This window comes from Desulfomicrobium norvegicum (assembly GCF_900114595.1).
Classification (GTDB): Bacteria; Desulfobacterota; Desulfovibrionia; order Desulfovibrionales; family Desulfomicrobiaceae; genus Desulfomicrobium; species Desulfomicrobium macestii.
In genome coordinates this window covers 144,742-170,576 of record NZ_FOTO01000009.1, presented here as the reverse complement: position 1 = coordinate 170,576, position 25,835 = coordinate 144,742, and the positions used below count along the sequence as shown (strand labels likewise).

Sequence of the window (25,835 nt, the reverse complement as noted above, 5' to 3'; positions counted from 1 at the left end):
ATGCCAAGGCAGGCGGGCCGGCCCAGAAGCTCGGCAAAATCAAGGCACGCCGAATCGTGGACCAGTTCGATTTCGAATTCGTAGGGTTTGTGGACCTCTTCGGTGCCGGAAAAGGCGTAGACACGCAGATCGGAATGGGCGGGAGTGTCGAATGTGAACCACGAGCTGTTTGCTGACTGATGCGGCATGGATTCTCCTTGTGTAACGGTAAATGGCGGGCTTTTCCGTACCGGTTTGCCAGTGATTGCCGCGTCGCACATTGGGGAGAATGTGTAGTTTTTTTCGATAATTATGGGGATTGAGAATGAAGAGGCATGGTTCCGGAAGAGTGCTCTTTTCCGGCACGTGGGGAGGTTATCCGGGAAATGATCGAAGGGCGCAGGGCGCGTGGAAGAGCACGCTCAAAAAGCGCAAAGACCGATGATTTGCGCTTTGTCACGAATGCAGGGCAAAAAAGAGGGGGCAGGCCGCGTTTTTGTCAGATGAGCTTTTCAACCGCCCGCATCAACTCGGAGCTGTCGTACGATTTGACCAGATAGGCGTCGGCGGCGATGGATTTGAGGTCGAAGCGGAAGCTGTCGTAGGCCGTGCACAGGATGATGGGCAGCTTGGCGTGCCTGCAACGGATGATCTGAAGCATATCGAGTCCCGACCTGCTCTCAAGTTTGATGTCAAGAATGATCAGGTCGGGCTTGTGATCCTCGACCAGTTTCAGCGGATCTTCGCTCCCGTCCGAAAGCGCGACATCATAGCCCAGGGCACGAAGTTCCTCGGCATAAAGCATTCGCACATGCTCTTCGTCGTCGATCACCAGAACCGTCTTCCGATCCATAAGAGCCTCCCCAGCGTCAAATTTTCCACTTCATAGCAGACTTTATCAGGCCTTGGGAAGATTCTCCTGTTCAAAAATCAATTCCGCAGCAATTTTGGCACGGATCGGCAAAATTGGTCCTGCCGCCCCTGCTGCCTGCTGAAAATTCGATGGAAGCAAAATCCGATAAAAGGCAGCCGCAAAACACAGGTGCCGCCCGAAGGCGGCATCTGCCCGACAAAGTTGGCGCGCCCCTATTCCTGCATTTCGAAAATTGCGTCCAATTCGGAAACAAAGGGCTTCACCGTGTCCTGATCTTGCGGCGACGCAGTGAGCACCTTCTCCATTTCCGCCATGCTCGTCTGCATCTGGGTAATCATCTGGGTCTTGTACTCGGCCGGGATGTCCTTGTTCCCCTCGATCTCGGCGATGGATTGCCGCATCTGACCCATGACATCCTGTCCATCCTTGCCGAGCCGTACGGCCATGTAAGCCTGGGTCACCTGCTGTGAGACCGTGGACCAGGTATTGAAGTCAAACCCGTGCTTTCCGAGAATGGCCTCCACATCGCGCTGTTCCTTGAGGCCCTGGGCCCAATCGGTCACGACCTGAGCGGTGCTCGCAGAATCACCGTCGTCTCCGCTCTCTTCGGCATACTGATCGAAATACGGCTTGAGTTCCTGCATGGAGGCAATAAAACCCTGCACGTCACTCGCGGTCAGCCCGGAACACCACGCGTTTGAGGAAACACACAACATCATCATGAAAAGCCCCGCCACACGCACCAATTTCATACTCCCTCCTCGAAGAACAATTAGTAATGCATAATCTATTTTCCGCGCCCCTCATCTCTTTATTGCGCTTTCGTGGCAATATATTTATGTCAGCGCGAACTCAAGGGGCTGGAAAGATCCAGCGCCGAATCTCCAAAAGACAACACTGGAGGCTGTCATGAATCCCAAGGAACTTCTATACGCAAAATCCCATGAATGGGTCAAAATCGAAGGCGACGAGGCCGTGGTCGGCATCAGTCATTTCGCCCAGGAACAGCTCGGTGACCTGACCTTCGTCGAACTCCCCCAGCCCGGCGACCAGGCCGAGGCCGGTGCCGAGATCGGAACCGTCGAATCGGTCAAGGCCGCCAGCGAAATATACTCCCCGGTCAGCGGAGAGATCACCGCTGTCAACACGGAACTGGAAAACGCGCCCGAACTGGTCAACAAGGATGCATTCGGCGCAGGCTGGCTGTTCAAGGTCCGCCTTGCCTCCGCTCCCGAAGGACTCCTGGACGCCGACGCCTACGCAGCCCTGTGCGCCGCCGAAGCGCACTAACCCTTATCATCGAGGCTGCCCTTCCGCTGCGCGAACGTTCACCCTTTTCCGCCTGAACTCATCGCCTCCGGCCGGATGGACGCAGCCCATCATCCGGAGGCGACATGCCCTTCATACCGCATACACCTGCCGAACAGAGCGAGATGCTGGCCACCGTCGGCGTGGACAGCATGGAAGCCCTGTTCGAGGACATTCCGAAAAAATTCCGGGCCGCTGAACTGAACCTGCCCCAGGGCCTCAGCGAAATGGAAGTCCGCCAGAAACTCGAAAAGACGGCGGCCAAAAACCACACGGATCTGACCTCTTTCCTGGGGGCCGGATTCTACGATCACTACATCCCAAGCGCCGTGGACGCGCTCTGCAGCCGGGGCGAATTCTACACCGCCTACACCCCCTATCAGGCCGAAGCCTCCCAGGGCATGTTGCAGGCAATATTCGAATATCAGACCGCGGTGGCCCGTCTTCTGGATCTGCAGTACGCCAACGCTTCCCTCTATGACGGCGGAACGGCGCTCTACGAAGCGATCATGATGGCCGTGCGCCAGAACAAGCGCACACGCATCGTCATCTCCGAGAGCGTGAACCCCATCTACCGGGTCATGCTCGACAGCTACACCACGAACCTGAAGCTCGATCTGGTGACCATCCCCCACCAAAACTGCAAAACGGACGTGGACGCGCTGCTGGCCGCCCTGAACGACGACACGGCGGCGGTCATCGTCCAGAATCCCAACTTCTTCGGCACGATCCAGGATTTCACGGCCCTTTTCACCAAGGCCCGCGAACACAAGATCGTCTCCATCATCTCGACCTACCCGATCATGCAGTCCCTGCTCAAGACTCCTGGCGAAATGGGCGCGGACATCGCCGTGGCCGAAGGTCAGAGCCTCGGGCTGCCGCTCAGTTTCGGCGGACCCTACCTTGGCATCATGGCCTGCAACAAGCAGCTCATCCGCCAGATGCCCGGCCGCATCGTCGGTCGCACCGTGGACAAGACCGGCAAGACCGGCTTCGTGCTGACCCTGCAGGCCAGGGAGCAGCATATCCGCCGCGAAAAGGCGACCTCCAACATCTGCTCCAACCAGGCCCTGTGCGCCCTGCGCGCGCTCATGTACATGAGCCTCCTGGGTCCCGAAGGCCTGAAACGCACGGCCCAGGTCGGCATGGAACGCGCAAATTACGCGGCCAGGCGTCTGGAGCAGCTGCCCGGAGTGCGCGTGGTCAACCAGCCCTTCGGCAACGAATTCACCGTGGAGCTTCCCGTGCGCGCCTACGAGGTCATCGACAAGCTCCTGGTCACCAAATACGTGCCCGGCTTCCCGCTGGGCCGCTACTATCAGGGCATGGACAACCACCTTCTGGTGGCCTGCACCGAAAAAACCACACAGCAGAGCGTCGGCATCCTGGCCGAATTGATTGGAGGTGCCCTGTGAAAACCATGTTCTCCGATTCCGCCAAGGGCAGAACCGGCGTGTGGCCCGACGCCCCCAAGGGAAATCCGTCGTCCACCATCCCGGACGAACTGCTGCGCGGCTGCGCCCCGAAACTCCCCGAACTGTCCGAAATAGACGTCATCCGTCATTTCACCCGGCTTTCGCGCCTCAATTACAGCGTGGACAGCAATTTCTATCCCCTCGGGTCGTGCACCATGAAGTACAACCCGAAGTTCACCGAGGCCGTGGCCGCCCAGCCCGGGTTCACCTCCGTGCACCCGCTCATTCCGCAGCTCAAGGGAGCCGGAAACATGACCCAGGGCGCCTTGGAAGTGCTCTACGAAACCGAGCAGCTGCTGGCCGAGATCACCGGCATGGACGCCTTCACCCTGCAGCCCATGGCCGGAGCCCACGGCGAGCTGACCGGGGTCATGCTCATGGCCGCCTATCACAACGACAAGGGCAACAAGAAGACCAAGATCATCGTGCCTGACTCGGCCCACGGCACCAACCCCGCCTCGGCGGCCATCGCCGGGTACGATGTCGTCTCCATCGAATCCAAGAACGGGATGATCGACCCCGACGAGCTGGAAAAGGTCCTGGACGACGAGGTCGCGGGCCTGATGATGACCTGTCCCAACACCCTGGGGCTCTTCGAGTGCGGCCTGGAGCGCATCGTCAAGCTGGTCCACGGCGTGGACGGGCTGCTCTACTACGACGGCGCGAACCTGAACGCCATCATGGGCAAGATGCGTGTCGGCGACGTGGGCTTCGACGTCGTGCACCTGAACCTGCACAAGACGTTCGCCACCCCCCACGGCGGCGGCGGACCCGGCTCCGGCCCCGTGGGCGTGAGCAAGCGTCTGGTGGACTATCTGCCCGTTTCGCGCGTGGTGAAGCTCGAAGACGGCCAGTACTACCTGAACTACGATTACCCCAAGTCCATCGGCTACATCGCGCCCTTCTACGGCAACTTCGGGGTCATCCTCAAAGCCTACGCCTACATCCTGCGCCTGGGCCGCGAAGGCATCGTGCGCGCCTCCGAGAACGCGGTCCTGGCCGCCAACTACATGCGCAAGCGTCTGGAGGATCATCTTGAAATCCCCCACGACCGCATCTGCATGCACGAGTTCGTGGCCTCGGCCGCGAAACAGTCCGAAAAGGGAGTGCGCGCCCTGGATCTGGCCAAGGCACTGCTCGACAAGGGACACTACGCCCCGACCATCTACTTCCCGCTCATCGTCAAGGAATGCCTGATGTTCGAGCCCACGGAAACGGAAAGCAAGGAAACCCTGGATGGATTCGTCGACGACCTGATCGAGATACTTGGACGTGTCGATACCGATGCGCAGTCAATTCAAAACGCTCCCGTGACCACTCCAGTGGAGCGCCTCGACGAGGTCCGCGCAGCCAGAAGCATGGAGCTTGTGGACGACGCCGGACTCTGATTCCACTCCATTCGCCATTAAAAAAGCCTCCGCCATCGGAGGCTTTTTTAATGGCGTTGCATAATGATCCATTCCTTATTCCAGACAATTTTACGATGCATATGATGCATGATAAAATTCATTGCAATCACGCACCCTCGTGCTTAAGGAAATTCCACATATTTTCTTTTCTCACGGGGTAATCATGTCATACATTTTTGTCATACCTGCGCTGCTTGCCCTTGCAGCACTCATGTATTTTTATGTATCGCGCAGACCGGAGCTGGAACCCATTGTCGGTGAAGACCATGCCCCCATAAAGATAAACCCGATCACCACCGAGCAAACTGCATTCAATGAGTGGGAATCGGTGTTGATCCGCGCCCTGGATCACATCTACTCCGGCACGCCGTCCTCCACCGGCAACCAGATGACCCACGTCTACGAGCCACCTTCGGCGCTGGCGCAAACCGCCATCTCGAATCTGGTCAAGGCCTTCGACAAGGTCGGCACCCTGCATTCCTCGCTGGCGGCCATCGACAAGCCCGGCGTCAGCATGAAGGAACTCGGCGATCTGGTCACCCGCGACCCCCTGCTCTCGTCCCGCGTGCTGAAAACCATCAATTCGCCGTTTTTCCGAGTGGCCACGGACGTCAAATCCATCCACACGGCCGTGAACATCCTGGGCCTGACCAACCTGAAAAACCTCATCGCCTTTGGGGTCATGCCCTATTCGCTGTACAAGCATCCCGAGCATCAACGCATGTTCAAGAGCATCTGGCAGCACATGAACTCCACCGCCATCGCCGCCTCGTACATGGCCAGGGCCCGGCAGGACCTGGACAGCGGCGCCCTGTACACGGCGGGCCTGATGCACGACATCGGCAAGCTCGTGCTCATCCTGCTGGTCAAGGACCCCGAGGAAGGCGAAGTGTATCCCCAAACCCTGGACCGTGAATACGAGCGCCTCATGGCCACCCATATCCAGGCCGCCCAGATCATGGCCAGGAGCGGCGGCATCCCGGATCAGCTGCGCAACCTGGTCCTGAGCCATCACCTCCCCGCCCTGCTGCCGGTTTCCCAGCTCGAATGCGACGGGCAGCAGGCCAAGAGCATGACCGTGCTTTTCCTGGCCAACCAGGTGGCCAAGCTCATCTCGCCGCACGGCACCCTGCTCGACGACGTCCGCAAGCTCGAACAGCTCGACCCCAGCTTCCGCGAGATCATCTCGAAACAGGAAGCCCGGGAAATCCTGCTGAGTCCCGGGCTGATAGATGACGTGATGAACAACGTGCGCCTGGTGCAGGCAACCCTGAACTAGACCTGCGCTGCCCTTATCGACTGCCGGAGCTTGTGACGTCCGGCAGTCATTTTTTTTGATCCAGGGTCCGCACCAGCTGCCACGCCATGAACCCGAGCAGGACCACCCCCAGCCCAAGCACCGCCCAAAGCACAAATCCGGCATGATTGGGTTCCGGCAACAGACGGTCCTCGCCGCCCAGAACAACCGGCGCCGCGATCACGGCCGTGCCCGGCCGCAGCGTTCCGATCTTCTTGTCGCCCAGCATGGCGGCGAGCATGTCGGGGCCGCGTTTGGCGGAATGACTGCCCACCGCCAGGGTGAAGGGTCCGGGCCCTTGCGGCATGAAGACAAGCTCGTGAGGCAGCCACCCGACGCGCATAGGCACCGGCGCGCCCTGCATCACGATCCGCAGACGATCATGCGGCCCATGCAGCGCAAGGCCCGGACCTGCCAGCGACTGTCCGTCAACGGTCAGACGAAAAAGCGCCCCCGCAGCGACGGTGCGCCAGCCGTCTTTCACGGGCGCAAGCACTTTCACGCCCAGCACCGCATTCTCCACGTCCCCCAGATCGAGCACATCCACCGGCAAGGCAGGTGGCAACGCATACTCGTACGTACCATCCTCGACCAACTCGCCGGTCAAAGGCGCGAAGCGGCGGGTCGAATCCGGACCGCCGCCGACTTTAAGCGCATGAGCCTCGACCAGAAGGGAAAGGTCGGCCTTGCCCGTCAGCAGATAATATTTCCAGCGCTGGCCATGAAGCATGATCCTATCCTGCAGGATGCGTCCATTCGGGTGCTCCATGAAGGCCAGCACCGCGCTTCCGGCCGGACGCCAGGAATACAGGTCGTCACTGCCGCGCACTTCGACTCGAAGGAAGGCGGACGATGAGTTCCCCGCCTCGAAGCGCAGCGCGGAGAGATCTTCGGTCACGGCGGAAGCGTCGAGCAGCAGGGCCTGATCCGTCCCCGAGGGGAGCGCGCTCATCCGGGTCTCCAGCACGGCCCCGTGATCGGAGGTGCGCACCTGCATGCGGAAGTCGTAATCCTGGACGCCTTCAGCCCCACCGGCGACCCGAAACAGAGGCAAAGGCGCTTCCTGCGCAGCGGCAGGCGGGGCTTGAATGCGGCGCAGGTGCATGGGCACCTCGGCCCCCTCGGCATTGAACACGCGCAGATCGCCCAGATCGGCGCGCACGCTGGCATTGTAGACTTCAAAGGGCAGTTCCAGGCGTTGCAGGGCGAAATCCGCCTGTGTTTCCAGAAGGTAGCCCCGGGCAAAATCCATGGGCGTGGCGGCCTGGGCGGAAAAAGGTGCGAGCAGAAGCAGCAGAATGACAATCATGATTTTTCCCCCTTGGGCGGCAACGGACAGAAATAGCCCACCACAAGCATGAGCAGTCCCACACCCAGAAACGAGACAATGCGCGCCACGGTGCCGCGCCCGTCCAGATCGATCAGAAAAAGCTTGCCGACCACGACCGCCAGCAGCCCGGCCCCGGCCAGCCACGATTGCCGCAAGGCGCGCACGCGACCGAGCAGCATGGCCCCCAGCGCCGCCAGGGACCAGAGCACCGAATAAGCGGCCTGCAGAACGTCGGAGCGGAACATGGACTCCATGGCATAGGGCACATCGCCCAGAAAATGAACCGTCCTGGCCACGACCACATTCATCCAGACAAAGGCCCACAAAGCGAAGACGGCGGGCAGGATCCGCTCGACACGGCGGTCTGTGATCACATCATGCGTCACGGCCTTGCGCGCCCAGACCGCCAGGGTGACCAGCACCAGCGCCTGGGTCAGATCGAGGGGGTTCAGGATCGGGACATACGGCAGGGGGCGAGGATTGCCGCTGACAAAGCAGGCCCCGATCCACCACAGGAGCAGAAACGCCGCAAGAGCCCCACCGGCGCGGAGATACGCGGCGAAATGCCTGCGCAGAGGCCAGTCCAGGCGCGGGAAAACGATGACAATGAGCAGCAGGACTCCGGTCACGGCCGCTGCGGCATCGGCCCAGCTTCCGCTTTGAACGACATGGATGAGCACCTGCCTGTGCGCTTCACGCAGGGCCAGCACCGCGACCAGAATCGCGCTGAGCGTATGCACCCAGCCGCGCACCCGCGCGTCCCAGCGCTCTTCCAGGGCAAAAAGCATCCCGAATTGGGCAAGCACGGCCAGCGGCCAGCCAATCCAGCCCCAGTCCGCCGCTGGATGACCGCTCCACAGCACGGCGCTGCAAAGCAGCAGCACCACCGTGAACTGCGCCAGATGACGGGGCATGAACCACAAGGTCCGCCTGTGCATCACGGTCCAGACGCCAAGAGTGCCCAGGGTCGCCGCCAGGAAAATCGGATCCGGACGCACCTGCTCCCCGGCCCAGAAAAACCAGGTCCCATACCACCACGCGGCGCCCCACAGCCCCAGCGCCAGAGGCAGCTGTTCCTCTCGGGACAGACGCGCCTCCGGGCAGGCCCAGTAGGACCAGCTCGAAAAAAAGCCCCCAAGTCCCAGAAAGAGACCGGCCAGGAGATGCCCTTCGTTCAAATGAAGGGACCACAGGGACAGCGAGGCGGCAAAGGCCACGGCCGCCCCGACCTGCAGCAGCAGACCGAAAATCCGGGTGACGAGCCTTTTTTGTCGCAGGCCGAGCCAGATCATCCCCGCGCCTTCGAGGGCCCAGGTTGACGCGGTCCATGAAGCATTGAGGGCCATGGGCACGGCCAGGGAAAGAAAGATCACGCCCAGGGCGAGATGGGCCTCGGCCAGAAGCCCAAGGCCGCCGCTCCGCTTCCACATCAGCTTCAGGGGCAGGATGTACCACAGCGCAAGACCCAGACAGCTGAAGGCCCCGCCCATTTCCATGTCGCGCACCAGGGCCATTTGCAGGCCAAAGGCCGCCAGCGGCAGGCCGAAGACCAGCGCGCTGTCGAGCCGGGTGCGCCCCTGCTCGCTGTTTGCGCGGGCGAAGAGAATGGAGACGGTCCCGTACATGAGGAAAAAGAGGATCAGGAAGGGCTCGGTGGTCGAAAAGTATTCCGGGGCATAGAACCGGGCCCCCCACAGCGCCCCGATGCCGAAGGTGCAGGCGAACCCGAGCAGGTTGAGCACCCGCCACGTCCTGTACCAGGCGACGCCGAGCACGCCGAGGTTGAGCAAGGCGTAATAGCCGAAGAGCTGCACATGACTGCCCTGTCCCGTGGACAGCAGGATGGGAGCCAGAAAGCCTCCCGCCGCGCCGAACACGGCCAGGGCCGAGGCGTTCTGCAGCACGGCCAGGATTCCGGAAAAGACAACCACCGCGCACATGAGGATCAGGGCCCAAAGCGGCGGGATCATGTCCAGAAACCGGGCTGCCGCGAAAATGGTCAGATACAGCACCCCAACGCCCCCGCCCTGCACCAGCAAGGCGTACACGGGATTGCCGTGCCGCAGCCGCCAGCCCAGGGCCAGCAGGACAACGCCCAGCATTCCGGCCCCGGCCATGCGCAGCTCCACCGGCAGCAGGCTGTGATCGGAAGCGTACTTGAGCAGAAATGAGACGCCAAAAAAGAGTACCACCAGCCCGACCTTGACCACCGGGTTCCCGCCGGTGAGCCAGGCCAGGGCCTGCGACCAGGCGGTGGCGAGCCAGTCCGGAGCCGCGGGCTTCGCTTCGCGAACCGCCTGCGACGGGGCTGCGGGCGAGGTCTCTTCCTGGGCTGAAAAAGTGAAGTTCTCGCCGGGATCCGCCCCTTCGTTCCATCCGAATACGGACTCATCATCGGTAGGGGCGGCAAATTGCCGCCCGCTTCCGCTCGGAGCGGAAGCAGTCGTCGCACCGGCATGTGCCGCGGCCCCCATGGGGGAGCTGTCCGCCGCAGCCTTCTGTTCCCGGAATTGTGCACGGAGCAGTTTTTCCAGTTCCCTTATTTTTCTGTCCTGCGCGGCAATCCGGGACGCAAGGACAAAGCAGACCACGCCCAGGACCGGAAGAACAAGCAGGACCGGACTGCGCCACCAGTCGTCAAGAGCGCCGAGAAAGGAAAGCAGGATCAGGATGCCAAGGACAATGCGCACAAACACCTCCATGCCGGCCGCCGCAGGGCTCCGGTGCGTTACCCACGCCCGGCTTGCCCCAAGATTGCAATGACTTTCCAAGGCTTTGCCGAGTGCCGGGGATGTTGGCAAGAAGAATCCAGCGCAGATTCCTCAAGCATGCCGCCGGACGCAAAAAAGCCCGGCCACCGCCAAGGCGGGGACCGGGCTGCGTTGACATGCGGGGCAGGGCTATTTGCTCGTTATCTCCGAACCGATGCCGCCCTGGGTGAACATTTCGAGCAGGATGACGTTCTCCACCCGGCCGTCCAGGATGTGGGCCTTGGACACGCCGCCGTCCACGGCCTCCAGACAGCACTTGATCTTGGGGATCATGCCGCCCGTGACCACGCCCTGCTCCAGGGCGTGCACGGCTTGGTGCAGGGTCATGGAGGAAATGAGCTCGCCCTTCTTGTCCAGAACGCCGGGCACGTCCGTAAGGAGAATGAGCTTCTTGGCGCCCACGGCCACGGCCACGGCGCTGGCCACGGAATCGGCGTTGATGTTGTAGGTGTTGCCTTCCTCGTCCACGCCAACGGGCGCGATGACCGGAATGAAATTGGCGGCCTGCAGGGAGCTGATGACCGACGTGTCCACGGCCACGACCTCACCGACCTTGCCCAGGTCGATGATCTCGGGCGGCGCGTCGGCGCGTTCCACGGCCATCTCCAGCTTCTGGGCCCAGATCATCCGCCCGTCCTTGCCGGACAGCCCCACGGCCCGGCCGCCCTGGGTGTTGATCAGGTTGACGATCTCCTTGTTGACCTTGCCCACCAGCACCATCTCGACCACGTCCATGGTCGCGTCGTCGGTGACGCGCAGGCCCTGGCGGAACTCGGAGGTGATGCCGAGCTGCTTGAGCATGTTTCCGATCTGCGGCCCGCCGCCGTGAACGATGACCGGATTGACGCCGATGTAGCGCAAAAGCTGGATGTTCAGGGCGAAGCTCTTGCGCAGGGCCTCGTCCTTCATGGCGTGACCGCCGTATTTGATGACGATGGTCTGGCCGTAAAACTCGCGGATATAAGGCAGCGCCTCCAGAAGAAAGGCGGCTCTCAGGGCTTCTTGTGACATGGCTCCCTCGTGGACTTGAAAGGTGGGAATGGGGCCGGTTTGACGGCGTGCGGAAACACCTTGGCAAGGAGGGGGGGAAAATTCAAGCACAATGATGAATGAGGCTTGGGGACGGGATCACTGATCCGCAGAGACAGGCTCGCTGGGCGGACGCGCTCCGGGTTGGTCCGGGACAGGGACCAAGTTGGCGACTCCGGAACTGATGAAAATGCATGGACCAATGTCATCCCCTTGAAGAAGGGGATCCATCTTGTTCCAGACGGTTATATAAAGTCACGGAATGGATCCCCGCCTTCGCGGGGATGACGCTGTGGGACAACTTGTGCGACTCAGGAACTGATGAAAATGCATAAATCGATGTCATCCCCTTGAAGAAGGGGATCCATCTTATTCCAGACGGTTATATCAAGTCACGGATGGATCCCCGCCTTCGCGGGGATGACGCTGTGGTAGGCGGAATGAAGCCTCATCTCTGCGGGGATGACGCTGTGGGACAACCTGTGCGACTCTGGAACTGATGAAAATGCATAAATCGACGTCATCCCCTTGAAGAAGGGGATCCATCTTGTTCCAGACAGGTATATAAAGTCACGGAATGGATCCCCGCCTTCGCGGGGATGACACCGTGGTAGGTGGAATGAACCCTCATCTCTGCGGGGATGACGCTGTGGTAGACGGAATGAAGCTTCACCTCTGCGGGGATGACGCTGTGGCAGACGGAATGAAGCCTCACCTCTGCGGGGATGACGCCGTGATGGACGGAACGCCTGCAAATCAGCAGGCGTCCCTTTTTCAGCGGGCCTGTTTTGCCAAAGCCTACAGGATGTAGCGCGTCAGATCCCGGTCCTCCTGCACATCGTGCAGGGCCGCCTTTACGTAATCCCGATCGATGGTCACCGTGGCGGCCTCCATGTCCGGGGCTTCAAAAGACAGGTCGGAGACGATCTTCTCCATGATGGTGTAGAGTCTGCGCGCGCCGATGTTCTCGGTCTCCTCGTTTATCTTCTGGGCGAAACGCGCGATTTCGAGGAGCGCTTCGTCGGTGTAGGCGATCTCGATTTTTTCCGTGCCGAGCAGCGCCTTGTACTGCACGGTAAGCGCGTTCTGGGGCTCGGTCAGGATGCGGTAGAAATCGTCCCGGGTCAGGGCCGCAAGCTCGACACGCAGAGGAAAGCGCCCCTGCAACTCGGGCACCAGATCCGAGGGCTTGGACATGTGAAAGGCTCCGGCCGCGATGAAGAGAATGTGGTCGGTGCGGACCATGCCGTACTTGGTGTTGACGGTGCTGCCCTCGACGATGGGCAAAAGGTCACGCTGCACGCCCTCGCGCGAAACGTCGGCCTTGCCCGAGCTGTTCGCGCCGCAGATCTTGTCGATCTCGTCCAGAAAGACGATGCCCGATTCCTGGACCCGCTCACGGGCGGTCTCGTGCACCTTGTCCATGTCGATGAGGCGCTCGCACTCGGACTGGATGAGGATGTCGTAAGCGCTCTTCACGGCCACCTTCTTGGTCTTCTTTTTCTTGGGGAAGACCTTGGAGAACATGTCCTGCATCTGCATTTCCATGCCTTCCATGCCCGGCACGCCCATGACCTGCACGCCGCCTCCGGCGGAGACTTCCACCTCGACCATGCGGTCGTCGAGCTTGCCCGCCCGCCACAGCTGGCGAAGCTTCTCGCGGGTGGAGTCAGCGGCCTGGGATTCGGGGCCGATGTAATCGACCCCGGCCGATTCCAGCGGCTTGGTGGGCAAAAGCAGATCCAGCAGGCGCTCTTCGGCCGAAACCTCGGCCTTTATGCGCACGCTCGCCTCCTCTTCCTGGCGGACGAGGTTGACGCCGATCTCCATCAGGTCGCGGATGATGGATTCCACATCGCGCCCTACATAGCCGACCTCGGTGAACTTGGTGGCCTCGACCTTTATGAACGGGGAACCGGCGAGCCGGGCCAGACGCCGGGCGATTTCGGTCTTGCCCACGCCTGTGGGGCCAATCATGAGAATGTTCTTGGGCGCGATCTCCTCGGCCAGCTCGGGGTCGAGCTGACGTCGGCGCCAGCGGTTGCGCAGGGCGATGGCGACCATGCGTTTGGCCTGGTTCTGGCCGACGATGTATTTGTCCAGCTCGGACACGATCTCACGGGGGGTCAATGTATTCATCAGGAGTTCCTGGTCACGGTTTCAAAGATGATGTGGTCGTTGGTGTACACGCAGATCTCGGCCGCGATGGCCATGGATTTGCGCACGATGTCCTCGGCCGGAAGGTCCGTGTGGCGGCGCAATGCGCGGGCAGCGGACATGGCGTAGGCCCCGCCGGAGCCGATGGCGGCCACTCCGTCGTCGGGTTCGATGACATCCCCGGTGCCGCTGAGCATGAGGATGTTCTCGGCATCGGCCACCAGCAGCATGGCCTCAAGACGGCGCAGATACTTGTCGCTGCGCCAGTCCTTGGCCAGCTCCACGCTGGCGCGGACCAGATTTCCGCCGAATTCTTCAAGTTTCGCTTCAAATTTTTCGAACAGCGTGAAGGCGTCGGCCGTGGAGCCGGCAAAACCGCACACGATGCGGTCACGGTACAGACGCCGGACCTTGCGGGCCCCGTGCTTGATGGCGATGGCCTGGCCCAGTGTGACCTGACCGTCGCCGGCCACGGACACGCCCTTGTCGTCCTTGACCGCCAGAATAGTTGTTCCGCGCATTTCCTGCATGTTATCTTCCTTATTGGGTGCGCTCATCAATCTTATCAATCTCATCAATCTCATCAATGGCGCGTGAATAAAGCATTCAAGTTGGGCACTCCCCCGGCCTTGTCAAGGCGACGGCGGGAAAATGGCATTTGGAACGCATGCCTGGGAGGGGGAAAGAAAAAAAATGAAATTCGAGAAAAAACTGCTTGACGATGAAGCCTCTTGTCCATAGTAACCGACTTCTCGACGCGCCCGTAGCTCAGTTGGATAGAGTGCCTGACTACGAATCAGTAGGTCGCATGTTCGAATCATGCCGGGCGCACCAGAAAATCAAGGGATTGCTGATCATTCAGCGATCCCTTTTTTTTCGTTTTTGAACCATCGTACGCCCCGACGCTCCCCTGCCGCTCGGCAACAAACCTCCCCGCACTTCCAAAACATTCAGGTGCCGCGCATCCGATACGCGCCGTCGGCGGTCCAGCGTCATGGTCGCGCCCCCTTGTCTTACACGACGGCCGGCCACAGCCACCGGCAATCTCGCCCCGCTCCGCAAAACGGTCGGAGCATCCTCCAGTCATCGCGAAAGTGTCTTACAAACAGCTTGCTCCAAGGCGCGTGGCTACCATACTGTCGACAAAGAAGTTTTTTTGCCGAAGCCCCGTTTTTGCGCGCCCATGTGCACAATGAAAAACAACAAACCAGCCTCAGCATAATATGATCAATGATTCCAAAATAAATCCGCAAGGTCCCCTTTTGCCCGCCGGTGGCGGCATCAAAGAACCGGTAACGACGGAACAGACTGCGCAGGAAAGTGACATCCGCTATCGCCTGCTTGCCGATGTCACCATGGAAGGAATACTGATCCATCATGGCGGACTCATCACGGACTGCAATCCCGCGCTGTTACGTCTTTTGGGATACAGATATGAAGAACTGATCGGGAAAAGTTTTCTGGATATCGCGGTTTTCGAAGCAGACCTGGGCACGGCTCGCGACTGCATGCTCAAAGAGCATACCAGCCCGTATTGCATCAGATTGAAGAATAAGAACGCGGAGATCTTCTTTTCGGAAATCGAAGCCCGCAATTTCATGATCGACGGCGAAACATATCGGGTGTTGGCCATACGGGACATTACCGAACACAAGAAGATCCAGGACGCGCTCAGGAAAAGCGAGTCCCGGCATCGGATAATCTTTGAAAACGCACCTCTGGGCATGATTCTCTTCAACAACGAGGGAGTCATTGTCGACTGCAACGAATCCTGCGTCCGGCTCATGGGCTCATCGCGCGAAAAGCTCATCGGTTTCAACACGGCGCTTCAAAGCACGCCCCGGATGCGCGAGACAATCGCGCAAGCCCTGGCCGGTAAAGCAGCGGTCTTCGAGGACGAGTACACGTCCGTCACCGGAGGCCTGAAAAGATATTTGCATGTGATCTTCAATCCCATCACGCCCGGACAGGACCCCACCGGAGTCATCGCCACCCTTGAAGACATCACCGCCCGCAAAATGGTGGAGGACAACCTGCGGCATTCCCTGTCGCTCTTCGACGCAACCCTGGAATCGACCACCGACGGCATCCTGGTGGTGGACAGCAACGGCGCGATAACGAAATGGAACCGCAATTTCCTTGAACTCTGGCATCTTCCGCACGACCTGGCGAACATGCGCGACGAGCGCTCGCTGCTTGCCAACATCGTTACGCAGGTGGCTTATCGGCAGGAATTTGAAGCCGGAGTCCGGGAACTCTACGCGCATCCTGAAAAAACGAGTTTTGACCGGATCGAGCTTCTGGATGGACGCATCTTCGAACGCTACTCGCTGCCCCAGAAAATCGGGGACCGGATTGTCGGACGGGTGTGGTCGTTTCGGGACATAACCCACCGCAGGCACACCGAGGACAAGCTGCACAACTATGCCCAGCAGATGGCCCTGAAAAACCTGGAACTCGATGCCGCCCTGGCCAAGGCGGAAAATGCCACCCAGGCCAAAAGCGATTTTCTGGCCAACATGAGTCACGAAATCCGCACGCCAATGAACGGGGTCATCGGCATGACGGGCCTGCTCCTGGACACGCCCCTGGACGAAACCCAGCGCCGCTACGCCGAAGCCGTTCGCTCCAGCGGCGAGGTGCTGCTCAGCCTGATCAACGACATTCTGGACTTCTCCAAGATCGAGTCGGGCAAGATGGAGCTTGAGATACTGGATTTCGGACTGCGGGCATTGCTCGACGACTTCGCGTCCATGAGCGCCATCAAGGCTGAAGAAAAAGGGCTCGAATTCATCTGCTCGGCGGACCAGAACGTGCCGGATCGCCTCTCCGGCGACCCCGGCCGCCTGCGCCAGGTTTTGAACAATCTGACGACAAACGCACTCAAGTTCACCCAAAAAGGCGAGGTTGACGTGCGCGTCAGCCTGACCAGGGATGCCACGGACAATGCGTCCGCCTTCTCTTCTGCACAGTCAGTCACCCTTTTGTTTTCGGTCCGCGATACCGGGATCGGCATTCCCAAGGACAAGCTGGACCGCCTGTTCCAGAGCTTCTCGCAAGTGGATGCCTCGGTCACCCGCAAGTTCGGCGGCACGGGGCTGGGGCTGGCCATTTCCAGGCAACTGGCTGAACTCATGGGCGGCGAGGTCGGCGTGCAGAGCACCGAAGGCCGGGGCTCCACCTTCTGGTTCACGGCCCGGCTTGAAACCGCCGCGAATCAGGAAAACCGGATTCCCACCTGCGCCGATCTGCACGACCGACGGGTGCTTGTCGTGGACGACAACGCGACCAACCGGGAAATTCTCCTGGACCGATTCATGTCCTGGGGAATGCGCCCGGACGAGGCCATGGACGGCCCTGAAGCTCTGCGCCTGCTTTATGCGGCCCTGGCCGAGAACGACCCCTACAGCCTGGCCATCCTGGACATGCGCATGCCCGGCATGGACGGCGAGGCCCTGGGCCGGGTCATCCACTCGGATCCGAAACTTCAAAAAACGCGCACGGTCATCATGACCTCCCTTGGCCAGCGCGGCACCGCCAAGCGATTCAGGGACGCCGGTTTTTCGGCATATCTCTCCAAGCCCCTGCTGCACGGCGAACTGCAAACCTGCCTCAATCTGGTGATGGCCGCGAACATGCCCGGGGACCTGATCACGCGACACACGGCCCGTGAAGCCGCTAAGTGCGCATTGACCACGTTCACCTCCCAAAAATTTCGCATCCTCCTGGCCGAAGACAACATCACGAACCAGCAGGTGGCCCTTGGAATCCTGGGCAAGCTGGGCCTGCGCGCCGACGCCGTGGCCAATGGAGCCGAGGCGATCAGTGCTCTGGAAAGCATCCCCTACGATCTGGTGCTCATGGACGTGCAGATGCCGGAAATGGACGGATTCGAAAGCACCAGCGTGATCCGTGATCCATCTTCCCCGGTCCGCGATCATGACGTGCCAATCATCGCCATGACCGCCCACGCCCTGCCCGGCGACAAGCAAAAATGCCTCCGGGCGGGCATGAACGATTACATTTCAAAGCCTCTCTCCCCAAAGGCCCTGTCGCTGGTCCTCGGCAAGTGGCTGCCGATCAGAAACGACGAAGCAAGAATTCCGACTTGTGCGGTCAAGAAAAAAGAGGACAAAAGGCCGCTCATCTGGGACAAGAAGGCAATGCTCGAAAGATTGCTGGATGACCAGCAACTGGCCAAGGAGATCCTGGCAGGCTTTGCGGAGGACATTTCCCTGCGCATCGCAGGCCTGAAACGCGGACTGGAAGACAATGACCTGGCAACGGCAGCCCTGCACGCGCACAGCATCCGCGGCGCGGCCGCGAATCTGGGAGCCGGGGTCCTGCAGGATGCCGCCAAAGATATGGAACGGTGCTGCATGGAAAACGACGCCAAAAATTTCAAAACCTGCGTTGAATCGCTCGAAAATTCCATCGATTGCTTGCTGAAGGAAATAGCCCTGCGTGAAAATCAAACTTGAGCCTCATGCAAACGGTATTCATGGGCAACCCACCAGGAGGATTGTCTCAAACATGACTCATCACAAGACATGCAAGATCCTCGTTTTCCTGTTCCTCATAGCCCTATCCTCCATCACCGTTCTTGAAGGCATTGCACACGCCCAAAAAGTCAGAGTCGGCATCTATCAGAATGAGCCGGTATATTTTCTTTCCAAAGAAGGCGTCCCATCTGGAATTTTTGCGGACATCCTTCTGGAAATAGCCAGCCATGCCAAGTGGGAACTGGAATTCGTTTCCGGCAGCTGGAACGATGTTTTTACAGGCCTTCAGACAGGTAAGATCGACCTGCTGCCCGCAGTGGCATTCAGCGAAGCGCGAAGCAGCCTTGTGAAGTATTCAAATGCAACCCTGCTCACCAACTGGGGACAGATATATGTAAACGAAGCTGACTCCCTGCAAAGCATTGCGGATTTGCAGGGCAAGAAGATCGCGCTGCTGAAGCATGACACGCACAATATCGCCTTTCACAAGTTCATGTCCGGATTTGGATTTGCATTTACTCCAGTCGAGTTCGATTCCTACGATGAAGTTTTGAAAGCCACCGTGAACAGAACTGCTGATGGCGGAGTTGTTAATCGTTTCTTTGGGTCGAGCCAAAAATTCAAATATCAGATCAAGGAAACGCCGATCATTTTCAATCCCATACAGATGCGATTCGCCCTGTCCAAAGGTGACCCCATGCGGCTCTTGGAGACGCTTGACAATAACGTCGCTGAATTGCTGAAAAATAAAAACTCCATCTATTACGAATCTATATATAATTGGCTTGAAAAAAGAGAAATCAAGCACATTCCTGCATGGATAAAATATACTTCTGCAATTACAATCATTGGATTATTCGCGTTTTTTCTTGCTACATTATACTTGAAATCAAAAGTAAATAAAAAAACATCTGAATTATTATCGCGCAATATTGAACTGCTTAAAGAAATTGAAAAAAGGCAGCTTACCGAGGAAGCGTTGCGCCAGAGCGAACAGCGCTTTCATTATGCCATGAGCGCCTCCAAAGACGGTTTGTTTGATTGGGACATTCAGAGCAATGCAGTGTTTTACTCTCCGGCCTGGAAAAGCATGCTCGGATATGAAGAACATGAGGTGGAGAACGAATTTTCAGAGTGGGAGAGACTCACCGCACCCGAAGACAGGTTCAAGGCATGGAGCCTGATGCGCGAACATCTGGCAGGCAAGCGCGAACGTTTCGACACGGAAATCCGCATGCTGCACAAGGACGGCCACTGGGTCGAGATTCTGGCTCGCGCCAGCGCCGTCCTTGACCATGAAGGCACGCCGGTCCGGGTGGTGGGCACCCACGTGGATATATCCGAACGCAAGCAGTTCGAGAAGATGCTCATCGCCGCCAAGGAAGAGGCAGAGGCGGCCAACCAGGCCAAGTCGGCCTTCCTGGCCAACATGAGTCACGAGATCAGAACCCCCATGAACGGCATCCTGGGCATGTTGCAATTGCTGCAGACAACATCGCTCGATCAGGAACAGCAGGAATTCACGGCCCTTGCGGTTCAGTCCACAAACCGCCTGACGCAGCTGCTCTCGGACATTCTGGATTTGTCGAGAGTGGAAGCGGGCAAGATGAAGATTCGCAGCGAACCCTTCAATCTGCGGGACGCCCTGCTACAGCCCATCGACCTGTTCAGCCCCCTGGCAGCGCAATCCGGCGTCAAATTGAAATATCATTTCGACCCCGGCCTCCCGCGTGAGGTCATCGGAGACGCCCTGCGCCTGCAACAGGTCCTGACGAACCTGATCGGCAATGCCTTCAAATTCACCCAGCATGGCCATGTCAGCGTGGAGGCCTACCCCTTGCCTGCACGCACGGACGCAGAGGCGAGGATATTCGTTTCCGTTTCGGACACGGGCTGCGGAATCAGGGACGATGACCTCTCCAGCCTGTTCCAGCCGTTCACCCAGGTCAGCCAGGGATTTGCCAGAACCCATCAGGGCGCTGGACTGGGGCTGACCATCAGCAAGCAGCTGGCGCATTTGATGGGTGGCAACATGGCTGTCGAAAGCGAGGTAGGCGTTGGTTCCAGTTTCCATTTTTGCGTGACGCTGCAAAAGAGCGACGACACCGCAGAGGTCTCGCCGTCCCCCGCCGCGCTCGTTGCGCCGTCCAAGGCCAGGCGGGCGCTTTTGGCCGAAGACGATGAGATTAGCGTATTCACGATTCAAAAAATGCTGCAGAAACTCGGATACGAGGTCAGTGTCGCCACCAACGGAGAAAAGGCCCTGGCCCTGCTCTGCCGCGATGAATTCGACGTCATCCTGATGGATGTGCAGATGCCGGTCATGGATGGCGTGGAGGCGACGAAAAAGATCCGCGCATCCAGCAGCCTCGGCCCGAAAAGGGACATCCCGATCATCGCGCTGACCGCCTTCGCCATGAGCGGCGACAAGGAAAAATTCATTGCCACGGGCATGGATGGCTATATCAGCAAGCCGGTAAATCTTGACACGTTGCAGAACACGATAGATCAGGTGTTGCTCGCCAAATCCCGGAATGCCGCCAAAAACGCACCATAACCGATGGCGTGCGATCGCCGCCGGAATCACTTGACAGGCGTGGACATTCGTGATGTTTGCAGGTCCCGGGTTCAACATGAACCGGGATGATTTCACTTTCTCTGCCTTGCCTTTAGCGGTAACGGATTTATAAGAGACAAGTGTTCTTTGAGGGGCCGCCCTGGTTTCGACGGGGGTGATGAGGCCAAAGTTGCAGGTCGAGGTGCTGGGAGGTCCTCGTCAAAACCCAGCAGAAACATAATTGCCAATGACAATTATGACTACGCAATGGCTGCCTAGTAAATAGGTAACCCTTGCATGACGACCAAGGTCGTCACATCCGTGCGGTGGATGTCTGATAATCCGTATCCGGGTGGCAAACCCCATCAGGCTGGCGAAAGGTCACTGTCTGGATGACCAATCGCGAGACACTTTCCGGGCTGGCGCCAAGGAAGCCCGTTCAGGGGCTAACCGTGGAGCGAGAAGCAAAACCTGAACTAAACCTGTAGAAGCTTTGCGCGGAGCATTCTCGGACGGGAGTTCGATTCTCCCCGGCTCCACCATTTAGAAAAGACAAACCCGTCTCTCTGGGGTCATTCTCCGGGGTGACGGGTTTTCTTTTTCCCCTTGTTTCTAAAGGGGTTGCGCCCGTTTCACATCTTTCCAAAGCACCTCTTCGCACCATCGATTCTCCCCATCCTCCCGCCTTTCTTTCTCTGTTTGGCCCCTGATTCTCTGTTTTCTCCGGACCAAGTCCGAAGCTCGTCCGGAAAGCTACATCCTTGATTGATATGGGTTTGCGGCTGATTGCCATTTTTGGCGGTTGTCTTAGGTCGTCGTTCGATGCCGCAACCGGACGTTTTTTTCGAAATCGCCCGCCTCGGCCATGAAAAGAAGCGCGGTCAACTCCGGCTTCCTGCCCCCTAAAGAAGAAAAGCCGACGCTGATGGTCGGCTCTCTGGGGCGGTCTCCGGTCCGGTCGTCAGTCGGTGGCAAAGCCGAACTGGCGGCGCTGCTCGGCCCAGTCCTCTGGAAAGGTCTGGGTCAGCTTGGCCAGCGAGAGCCCGTTGGGTTCCTCACCGTTGATCAGGGCTTCGACGATGTCGGGGGCCAGGGTCGTCAGTTTGAGGATGCGGGCCACATACGAGCCATCGACGTCAAGGGTACGGGCAAGCTCGCTGATGGACTTGATCTGGCCGGATTCGAGGATGTCGGCCCAAGAAAAGGCCCTTCCCAGCGCCTGGAGGACGGCGGACTGCACCGGTTCCTGCGCTCCGGTGATTTCTCCATCCAGTGCCTGGGGAGCGATGACCGTCTTGCGGCCGCGCATGCGCCGGATCAGCATCGGGATATGGATCTGCAGGTTGCCGTTGTCGGCTACGGTAATGGTCGGCTTCATTTTCATCGGCTTGCCCTCCGTTCGGTGACTTCGCATGCCAGACCGGCCAGCTCGGCGATGAGCGTAGTCAGCCCGTTGGTGCGCAGCTCCATGTCGATTCCGGTCTCGCGGATCTCGACCTTATCCACCAGGAGGCGGATGAGCCGGTTTCGCTCCACCGGGAAAAGGTCCTCCCAGAAGCCCTCGACATTCTGGAAGGCCTCCGAAACGTCCTGTTCCGTGATGTTGTTCCCCCGGTAGGCTCTGCATCGCTCGCTCACGTGCGTCAGTTGTTTCGAGAGCTCGACCGCCTGGCGGTTGACGGTCGTGAGCATCTCGGTCTTGCCCGGCTGATCGTTGCCGGGTTTCATAAGTTCGATGGCTTGCTCCCGCGCCTGCGACAGCTCCATTTCGAGTTGGGCTTTCTGCTTGAACAGCCGCTCCCGCTCCACCTGCTCGATGTCCCGGGCCGCGAAGTAGGTTTTGGCCACCAGCGTCGGCGTGCGGAACACCGCGCTCAACTGCTCGACCACGGCCTGCTCGATGTCCCCGGCGGGAATCCGTTTGAGGGGGCACCGGCTCACGGTCCGCTTGCTGTCCTTCTGGCAGATGTAATAGGTGTAGTGGCGGCCGTTCTTGCGGGCGTAGGTCGGTCCCATCGCGCATCCGCAGTGGCCGCAGCGGATGACGCCTTTCAGCGGGGCGACCATTTTGGTTCTTGCCATGGAAACCTTGACCGGTTTGTTGTCCTCCAGGATGGCCTGCACCTTGTCCCAGGTCGTCCGGTCGATGATTCCTTCGTGCTCACCGGGGTAGCTGCGATCCTTGTGGGCAATCTCGCCGATATAGACCCGGTTGTTCAGCAGCCGGTAGATGTGGCCTGTATTCCATTCTGAGCCCTCGCGAACCTTGCCTTTCTTGGTGGTCCAGGCTTTTGTGCGGTATCCCTGTTCGTTCAATTCCTGGCCCAGCTTCTTGGCCGAGCCGATCTGGATGAATCGGCGGAAGATGTACTGCACCGTCCTGGCTTCATCCGGGTTGACCAGCAGCTTCTTGTTGTCCCGGTCGACGTCGTATCCAAGAATGGGTACGCCGCCGCAGTATTTCCCCCGGCGCTTGGCGGCCGCCACCTTGTCCCGGATGCGCTCGGCGATGACCTCCCGCTCGTACTGGGCGAAGGTGATCAGGATGCCGAGAAACATCCGTCCGGTGGGGTCGGTGGTGCTGAAGTGCTGGGTGACCGAGACGAAGCTGACACCCTTCTCGTTGAAGAGGTCGATCATCTTCATGAAGTCCAGCAGCGAGCGGGACAGCCGGTCGACCTTGTAGACCACGATCACGTCAATCTTCCCGGCATTGATGTCCGCCAGCAGGCGACGCAGCCCCGGGCGCTCCATGTTTCCACCCGAGAATCCACCATCGTCGTAGCGATCCGGCAGAGCCGTCCAGCCACGCATCCTCTGGGCTTCGATATAGTGTTCCGCCGATTCCCGTTGCGCATCCAACGAGTTGAACTCCTGTTCGAGACCTTCCTCGTGGCTCTTGCGGGTGTAGATGGCACAGCGCAGGGTCTTGTTTTTGCCCGGCGCGACATTGCTGTTATCAAGCATCCGAACCTCCCTCGGCTTTTCTGCCGTAAACCTTCTTCAGTCCGAAAAAGACCTTGCCGTTCCACCTGGTCCCGGTGATCTCCCTGGCCACCGCGCTGAGCGACCGGAAGGTGCGGCCTTCGAACTCGTAGCCATCGGCAAGGACGATCACCTCATAGCGCCGGTCGTTCCAGACCCGCACCAGTCTGGTCCCGGGCAGGATCGCTTCGTTCGATTTCCGCTCTTCTGGGATGCGTCGATTGACAGTGGCGACCGGGTCCTCCTTGGCGGCCTGCTGGAGATGGACCTTGGCCTGTTCGGACAGCCCGCCGTAGAAAAGCTCCTGGATGCGATAGGCCAGCCGCTTGATGAGGAATTGTTTCTTGTACTGGGGTGGCTCTTCTCCGTAGAGGTCGAGCCATTTTTCCCGGAGCTGCTCCAGGGACATGGATTGCAGCAGGGCCATCTGCCGAAGGACTGAGTTTCGGGTTCGGTCCTGGATCTTGCCGCCGGTGGCGGCGTTCTGTAACTCATTCATTTTCAACTCCTTATTTTGGTTTCCGGACGAGTTGTCATGAATGAATGCTCTGTTCCGGCAATGAATCAAGTCCTTCTCCGAGCACAGGGGAAGAATCTTCGAAAACCTCTAACTCATTGCCCACACATGCGTTTTTTGCCATTCGGCGCAGGATCGCCGTGGCCAGAATGGAGGCGGCTGACTGGAGCCTCGCCTCACCCGACAGGCGGCCGGGTTTGCCGTTTTTGTCAAGGTCATCCGTCCCTGGCCCATCATTCATTTCCTGTACATCCAACATCGAACACCTCCGGTTGGACCGGGGGGCTGGATGGCGTGGATACCAGAAAACGGCGGCGGTCGGGATGCGCGTTCTATGGCACCCACAACCGCCTCAGCTCCGCCTCTGGTCGGTTATCTGGTTACATCCGGCTTGAACCGGACTTGCGTTCGTTACCTACCGGAGGGACGTGCAAGATGACGGAATCAGACGAGAAGTCCTGTTTTTTTGATTGACCTGATGTTCATCAGGTCGTATATTTTGTGGTCATAAATTGGGCTTAATCCGCTCAGTGGCTACGACACGGAGCAATCGCCATGGGAAAGAAAAAGGTATCGGAAATAACCGACCCACAAGCAAACACGCTGAGGGTCATTTGCCAAATCATCGATGAAAAGGGGTTGCCGCCAACGGTGAAAGAATTGTCGGAAGTCCTTGGTATCAGCCACGCGAGCGCCCACGAGCAGATCGCTCAACTGGTACGGAAAGGCTATCTGAAGAAAGAAGCTCGTAAGGCCCGAAGCATCGTCGTCATCAGGAGGCCCGAATAACGATGCTGGGTCGCGAAAAATAAGGAGATCGACATGGGGCACGTCAGACTTGGAAGCCTTCCGAGGTCGAGGGCATGGAAAGAGGTGGTCGGCCTGATCACGGCCGGTGCCGACGTGTCCCAAATCGCAAACGCAACAATCCGGGCAGCCGATAAAGCATTCACCTTCGTGCTCAACGATAAGGGGTTCACCGAGGCGGTCTGGTTGATGACGCAACTCGCCATTGCCGCAAAAAAGGAGAACCTCGGCGAGCATCTCCAATCCCTCGGCGTCAACCTGCCGCAGGATACATCTCTTCCCGATCTTGCAGCCGCAGTCTCCGAGGCCCTGGATAACAAATTGGAGTCCAACGGTGGCCGATCCGACCTCGGTGAAATGTCTCAGCGTGCATTGGTCGGAGCCCTGGTAGAGCACATCTCACCAAAACTGCCGTCTCTCTTCGCCCCCGGGCCAGATGATGTTCGGGCCGCACTGGCAGCGCTCGGGAAAAAGCGGGAGTTCGGAGAGCTGTCGCGGACTTTCTTCGCCAAGCTGACCAACGAGAGCATGAACTACTTCCTCTCAAAAACGCTGGCTACCCATCTGGGCGAGGGCCAGCGCTTTGCCACCATGAATGAAATGGGACAATTCGAGAAGGCTCTGAACACGCACTGTAAAGAGGCGTCCCTGATCGTCGAGCAGTTTTCAGCAGATTGGTTTTCGAAGCACAGGTACGAAGAAGGTGGTGACATCTCCAGGGAGTCTTCCAATGGCTTCGCCTCTTACGCGCTGAAAAAGATGAAGGACGAGCTAAAAGAAGGAGCGCGAGCCGATGCAAGATAAACGATATATCATCTGTGGGAACGCACCGACCGAT

Annotated in this window: 21 protein-coding genes, 1 tRNA gene and 1 other RNA gene; 10 read left to right on the top strand and 13 right to left on the bottom strand. The window is 59.0% G+C overall.

Annotated elements, in window-relative coordinates; translation table 11 throughout:
- From BMZ24_RS13585 to BMZ24_RS13575, 3 genes are all read right to left on the bottom strand, one after another.
- On the bottom strand, window positions 1-188 hold a 188-nt coding region (locus tag BMZ24_RS13585; RefSeq protein WP_208599858.1), incomplete at its 3' end, for a hypothetical protein.
- 290 nt (window positions 189-478) lie between these two features.
- Window positions 479-832 carry a response regulator gene (locus tag BMZ24_RS13580; protein ID WP_092193154.1) on the bottom strand — a complete coding sequence of 118 codons (354 nt, stop codon included), beginning with the start codon at window positions 830-832 and terminating at the stop codon, window positions 479-481.
- Between the two features lie 233 nt (window positions 833-1,065).
- The gene (locus BMZ24_RS13575) at window positions 1,066-1,605 is read right to left on the bottom strand and encodes a hypothetical protein (RefSeq protein ID WP_092193152.1); all 540 of its coding nucleotides are present in this window, start codon (window positions 1,603-1,605) and stop codon (window positions 1,066-1,068) included.
- 157 nt (window positions 1,606-1,762) lie between these two features.
- Here BMZ24_RS13575 and gcvH point away from each other — a divergent pair, with 157 nt between their 5' ends.
- The 4 genes from gcvH to BMZ24_RS13555 all read left to right on the top strand — a co-directional run bounded on the left by gcvH (window position 1,763) and on the right by BMZ24_RS13555 (window position 6,324).
- Window positions 1,763-2,143 (top strand): glycine cleavage system protein GcvH, encoded by a 381-nt coding sequence (gene gcvH, locus BMZ24_RS13570; protein WP_092193150.1) that lies wholly within the window; start codon window positions 1,763-1,765, stop codon window positions 2,141-2,143.
- A gap of 104 nt (window positions 2,144-2,247) precedes the next feature.
- Window positions 2,248-3,576, top strand: coding sequence for an aminomethyl-transferring glycine dehydrogenase subunit GcvPA (gene gcvPA, locus BMZ24_RS13565; RefSeq protein WP_092193148.1), 1,329 nt, complete (start codon window positions 2,248-2,250; stop codon window positions 3,574-3,576).
- Window positions 3,573-5,024: an aminomethyl-transferring glycine dehydrogenase subunit GcvPB gene (gene gcvPB / locus BMZ24_RS13560; protein ID WP_092193146.1), complete on the top strand. Its 1,452-nt coding sequence runs from the start codon at window positions 3,573-3,575 to the stop codon at window positions 5,022-5,024. The genes gcvPA and gcvPB overlap by 4 nt, the downstream gene beginning before the upstream one ends.
- A gap of 184 nt (window positions 5,025-5,208) precedes the next feature.
- Window positions 5,209-6,324, top strand: a complete 1,116-nt coding sequence (locus BMZ24_RS13555; RefSeq protein WP_092193144.1) for an HDOD domain-containing protein — start codon at window positions 5,209-5,211, stop codon at window positions 6,322-6,324.
- 46 nt (window positions 6,325-6,370) lie between these two features.
- Here the strand turns inward: BMZ24_RS13555 and BMZ24_RS13550 are convergent, their stop codons facing one another.
- The 5 genes from BMZ24_RS13550 to hslV all read right to left on the bottom strand — a co-directional run bounded on the left by BMZ24_RS13550 (window position 6,371) and on the right by hslV (window position 14,159).
- Window positions 6,371-7,651, bottom strand: a complete 1,281-nt coding sequence (locus BMZ24_RS13550; protein ID WP_092193142.1) for a DUF3999 domain-containing protein — start codon at window positions 7,649-7,651, stop codon at window positions 6,371-6,373.
- Window positions 7,648-10,374, bottom strand: a complete 2,727-nt coding sequence (locus BMZ24_RS13545; RefSeq protein ID WP_092193140.1) for a DUF2339 domain-containing protein — start codon at window positions 10,372-10,374, stop codon at window positions 7,648-7,650. Before BMZ24_RS13545 ends, BMZ24_RS13550 begins: the two co-directional genes overlap by 4 nt.
- Before the next feature lie 198 nt (window positions 10,375-10,572).
- The gene (gene argB / locus BMZ24_RS13540; protein WP_092193138.1) at window positions 10,573-11,454 is read right to left on the bottom strand and encodes an acetylglutamate kinase; all 882 of its coding nucleotides are present in this window, start codon (window positions 11,452-11,454) and stop codon (window positions 10,573-10,575) included.
- Between the two features lie 816 nt (window positions 11,455-12,270).
- Window positions 12,271-13,611, bottom strand: coding sequence for an ATP-dependent protease ATPase subunit HslU (hslU, locus tag BMZ24_RS13530; protein WP_208599857.1), 1,341 nt, complete (start codon window positions 13,609-13,611; stop codon window positions 12,271-12,273).
- Window positions 13,611-14,159: an ATP-dependent protease subunit HslV gene (gene hslV, locus BMZ24_RS13525; RefSeq protein ID WP_092193132.1), complete on the bottom strand. Its 549-nt coding sequence runs from the start codon at window positions 14,157-14,159 to the stop codon at window positions 13,611-13,613. Before hslV ends, hslU begins: the two co-directional genes overlap by 1 nt.
- Window positions 14,160-14,386: 227 nt before the next feature.
- Between hslV and BMZ24_RS13520 the strand changes: the two genes are divergently transcribed.
- Window positions 14,387-14,463 (top strand) — tRNA-Arg (locus tag BMZ24_RS13520).
- A gap of 179 nt (window positions 14,464-14,642) precedes the next feature.
- Here the strand turns inward: BMZ24_RS13520 and BMZ24_RS20210 are convergent.
- Window positions 14,643-15,008 (bottom strand): hypothetical protein, encoded by a 366-nt coding sequence (locus BMZ24_RS20210; RefSeq protein ID WP_244150362.1) that lies wholly within the window; start codon window positions 15,006-15,008, stop codon window positions 14,643-14,645.
- Between BMZ24_RS20210 and BMZ24_RS13515 the strand changes: the two genes are divergently transcribed.
- From BMZ24_RS13515 to ssrA, 3 genes are all read left to right on the top strand, one after another.
- A complete protein-coding gene (locus BMZ24_RS13515; protein WP_244150361.1) occupies window positions 14,985-18,110 on the top strand; it encodes a hybrid sensor histidine kinase/response regulator in 3,126 nt (1,041 codons plus the stop codon). The two genes, BMZ24_RS20210 and BMZ24_RS13515, sit on opposite strands and share 24 nt — an antisense overlap.
- Window positions 18,111-18,162: 52 nt before the next feature.
- Window positions 18,163-20,688, top strand: a complete 2,526-nt coding sequence (locus BMZ24_RS20200) for a response regulator (protein WP_092193128.1) — start codon at window positions 18,163-18,165, stop codon at window positions 20,686-20,688.
- 151 nt (window positions 20,689-20,839) lie between these two features.
- Window positions 20,840-21,230, top strand: a transfer-messenger RNA (tmRNA) gene (ssrA, locus tag BMZ24_RS13505).
- A 419-nt stretch (window positions 21,231-21,649) separates the two neighbouring features.
- Here ssrA and BMZ24_RS13500 read toward each other — a convergent pair.
- Genes BMZ24_RS13500 through BMZ24_RS13485 form a run of 4 tightly spaced genes read right to left on the bottom strand, consistent with a single transcriptional unit; the run spans window position 21,650 to window position 24,449 of the window.
- Complete coding sequence (locus BMZ24_RS13500) at window positions 21,650-22,072, bottom strand: hypothetical protein (RefSeq protein ID WP_011700568.1); 423 nt, start codon at window positions 22,070-22,072, stop codon at window positions 21,650-21,652.
- A complete protein-coding gene (locus tag BMZ24_RS13495) occupies window positions 22,069-23,655 on the bottom strand; it encodes a recombinase family protein (protein ID WP_028577543.1) in 1,587 nt (528 codons plus the stop codon). Before BMZ24_RS13495 ends, BMZ24_RS13500 begins: the two co-directional genes overlap by 4 nt.
- Complete coding sequence (locus BMZ24_RS13490; RefSeq protein WP_028577542.1) at window positions 23,648-24,172, bottom strand: DUF2924 domain-containing protein; 525 nt, start codon at window positions 24,170-24,172, stop codon at window positions 23,648-23,650. The genes BMZ24_RS13495 and BMZ24_RS13490 overlap by 8 nt, the downstream gene beginning before the upstream one ends.
- A gap of 34 nt (window positions 24,173-24,206) precedes the next feature.
- Window positions 24,207-24,449 (bottom strand): hypothetical protein, encoded by a 243-nt coding sequence (locus BMZ24_RS13485; protein ID WP_028577541.1) that lies wholly within the window; start codon window positions 24,447-24,449, stop codon window positions 24,207-24,209.
- 296 nt (window positions 24,450-24,745) lie between these two features.
- On the opposite strand from BMZ24_RS13485, the gene BMZ24_RS13480 reads away from it, so the two are divergent.
- Entirely contained in the window at window positions 24,746-24,979 is a 234-nt protein-coding gene (locus BMZ24_RS13480; protein WP_009379056.1) for a LexA family protein, read from the top strand.
- Window positions 24,980-25,012: 33 nt separating this feature from the next.
- Window positions 25,013-25,801 carry a hypothetical protein gene (locus tag BMZ24_RS13475; protein ID WP_028588108.1) on the top strand — a complete coding sequence of 263 codons (789 nt, stop codon included), beginning with the start codon at window positions 25,013-25,015 and terminating at the stop codon, window positions 25,799-25,801.
- Window positions 25,802-25,835: the final 34 nt, after the last annotated feature.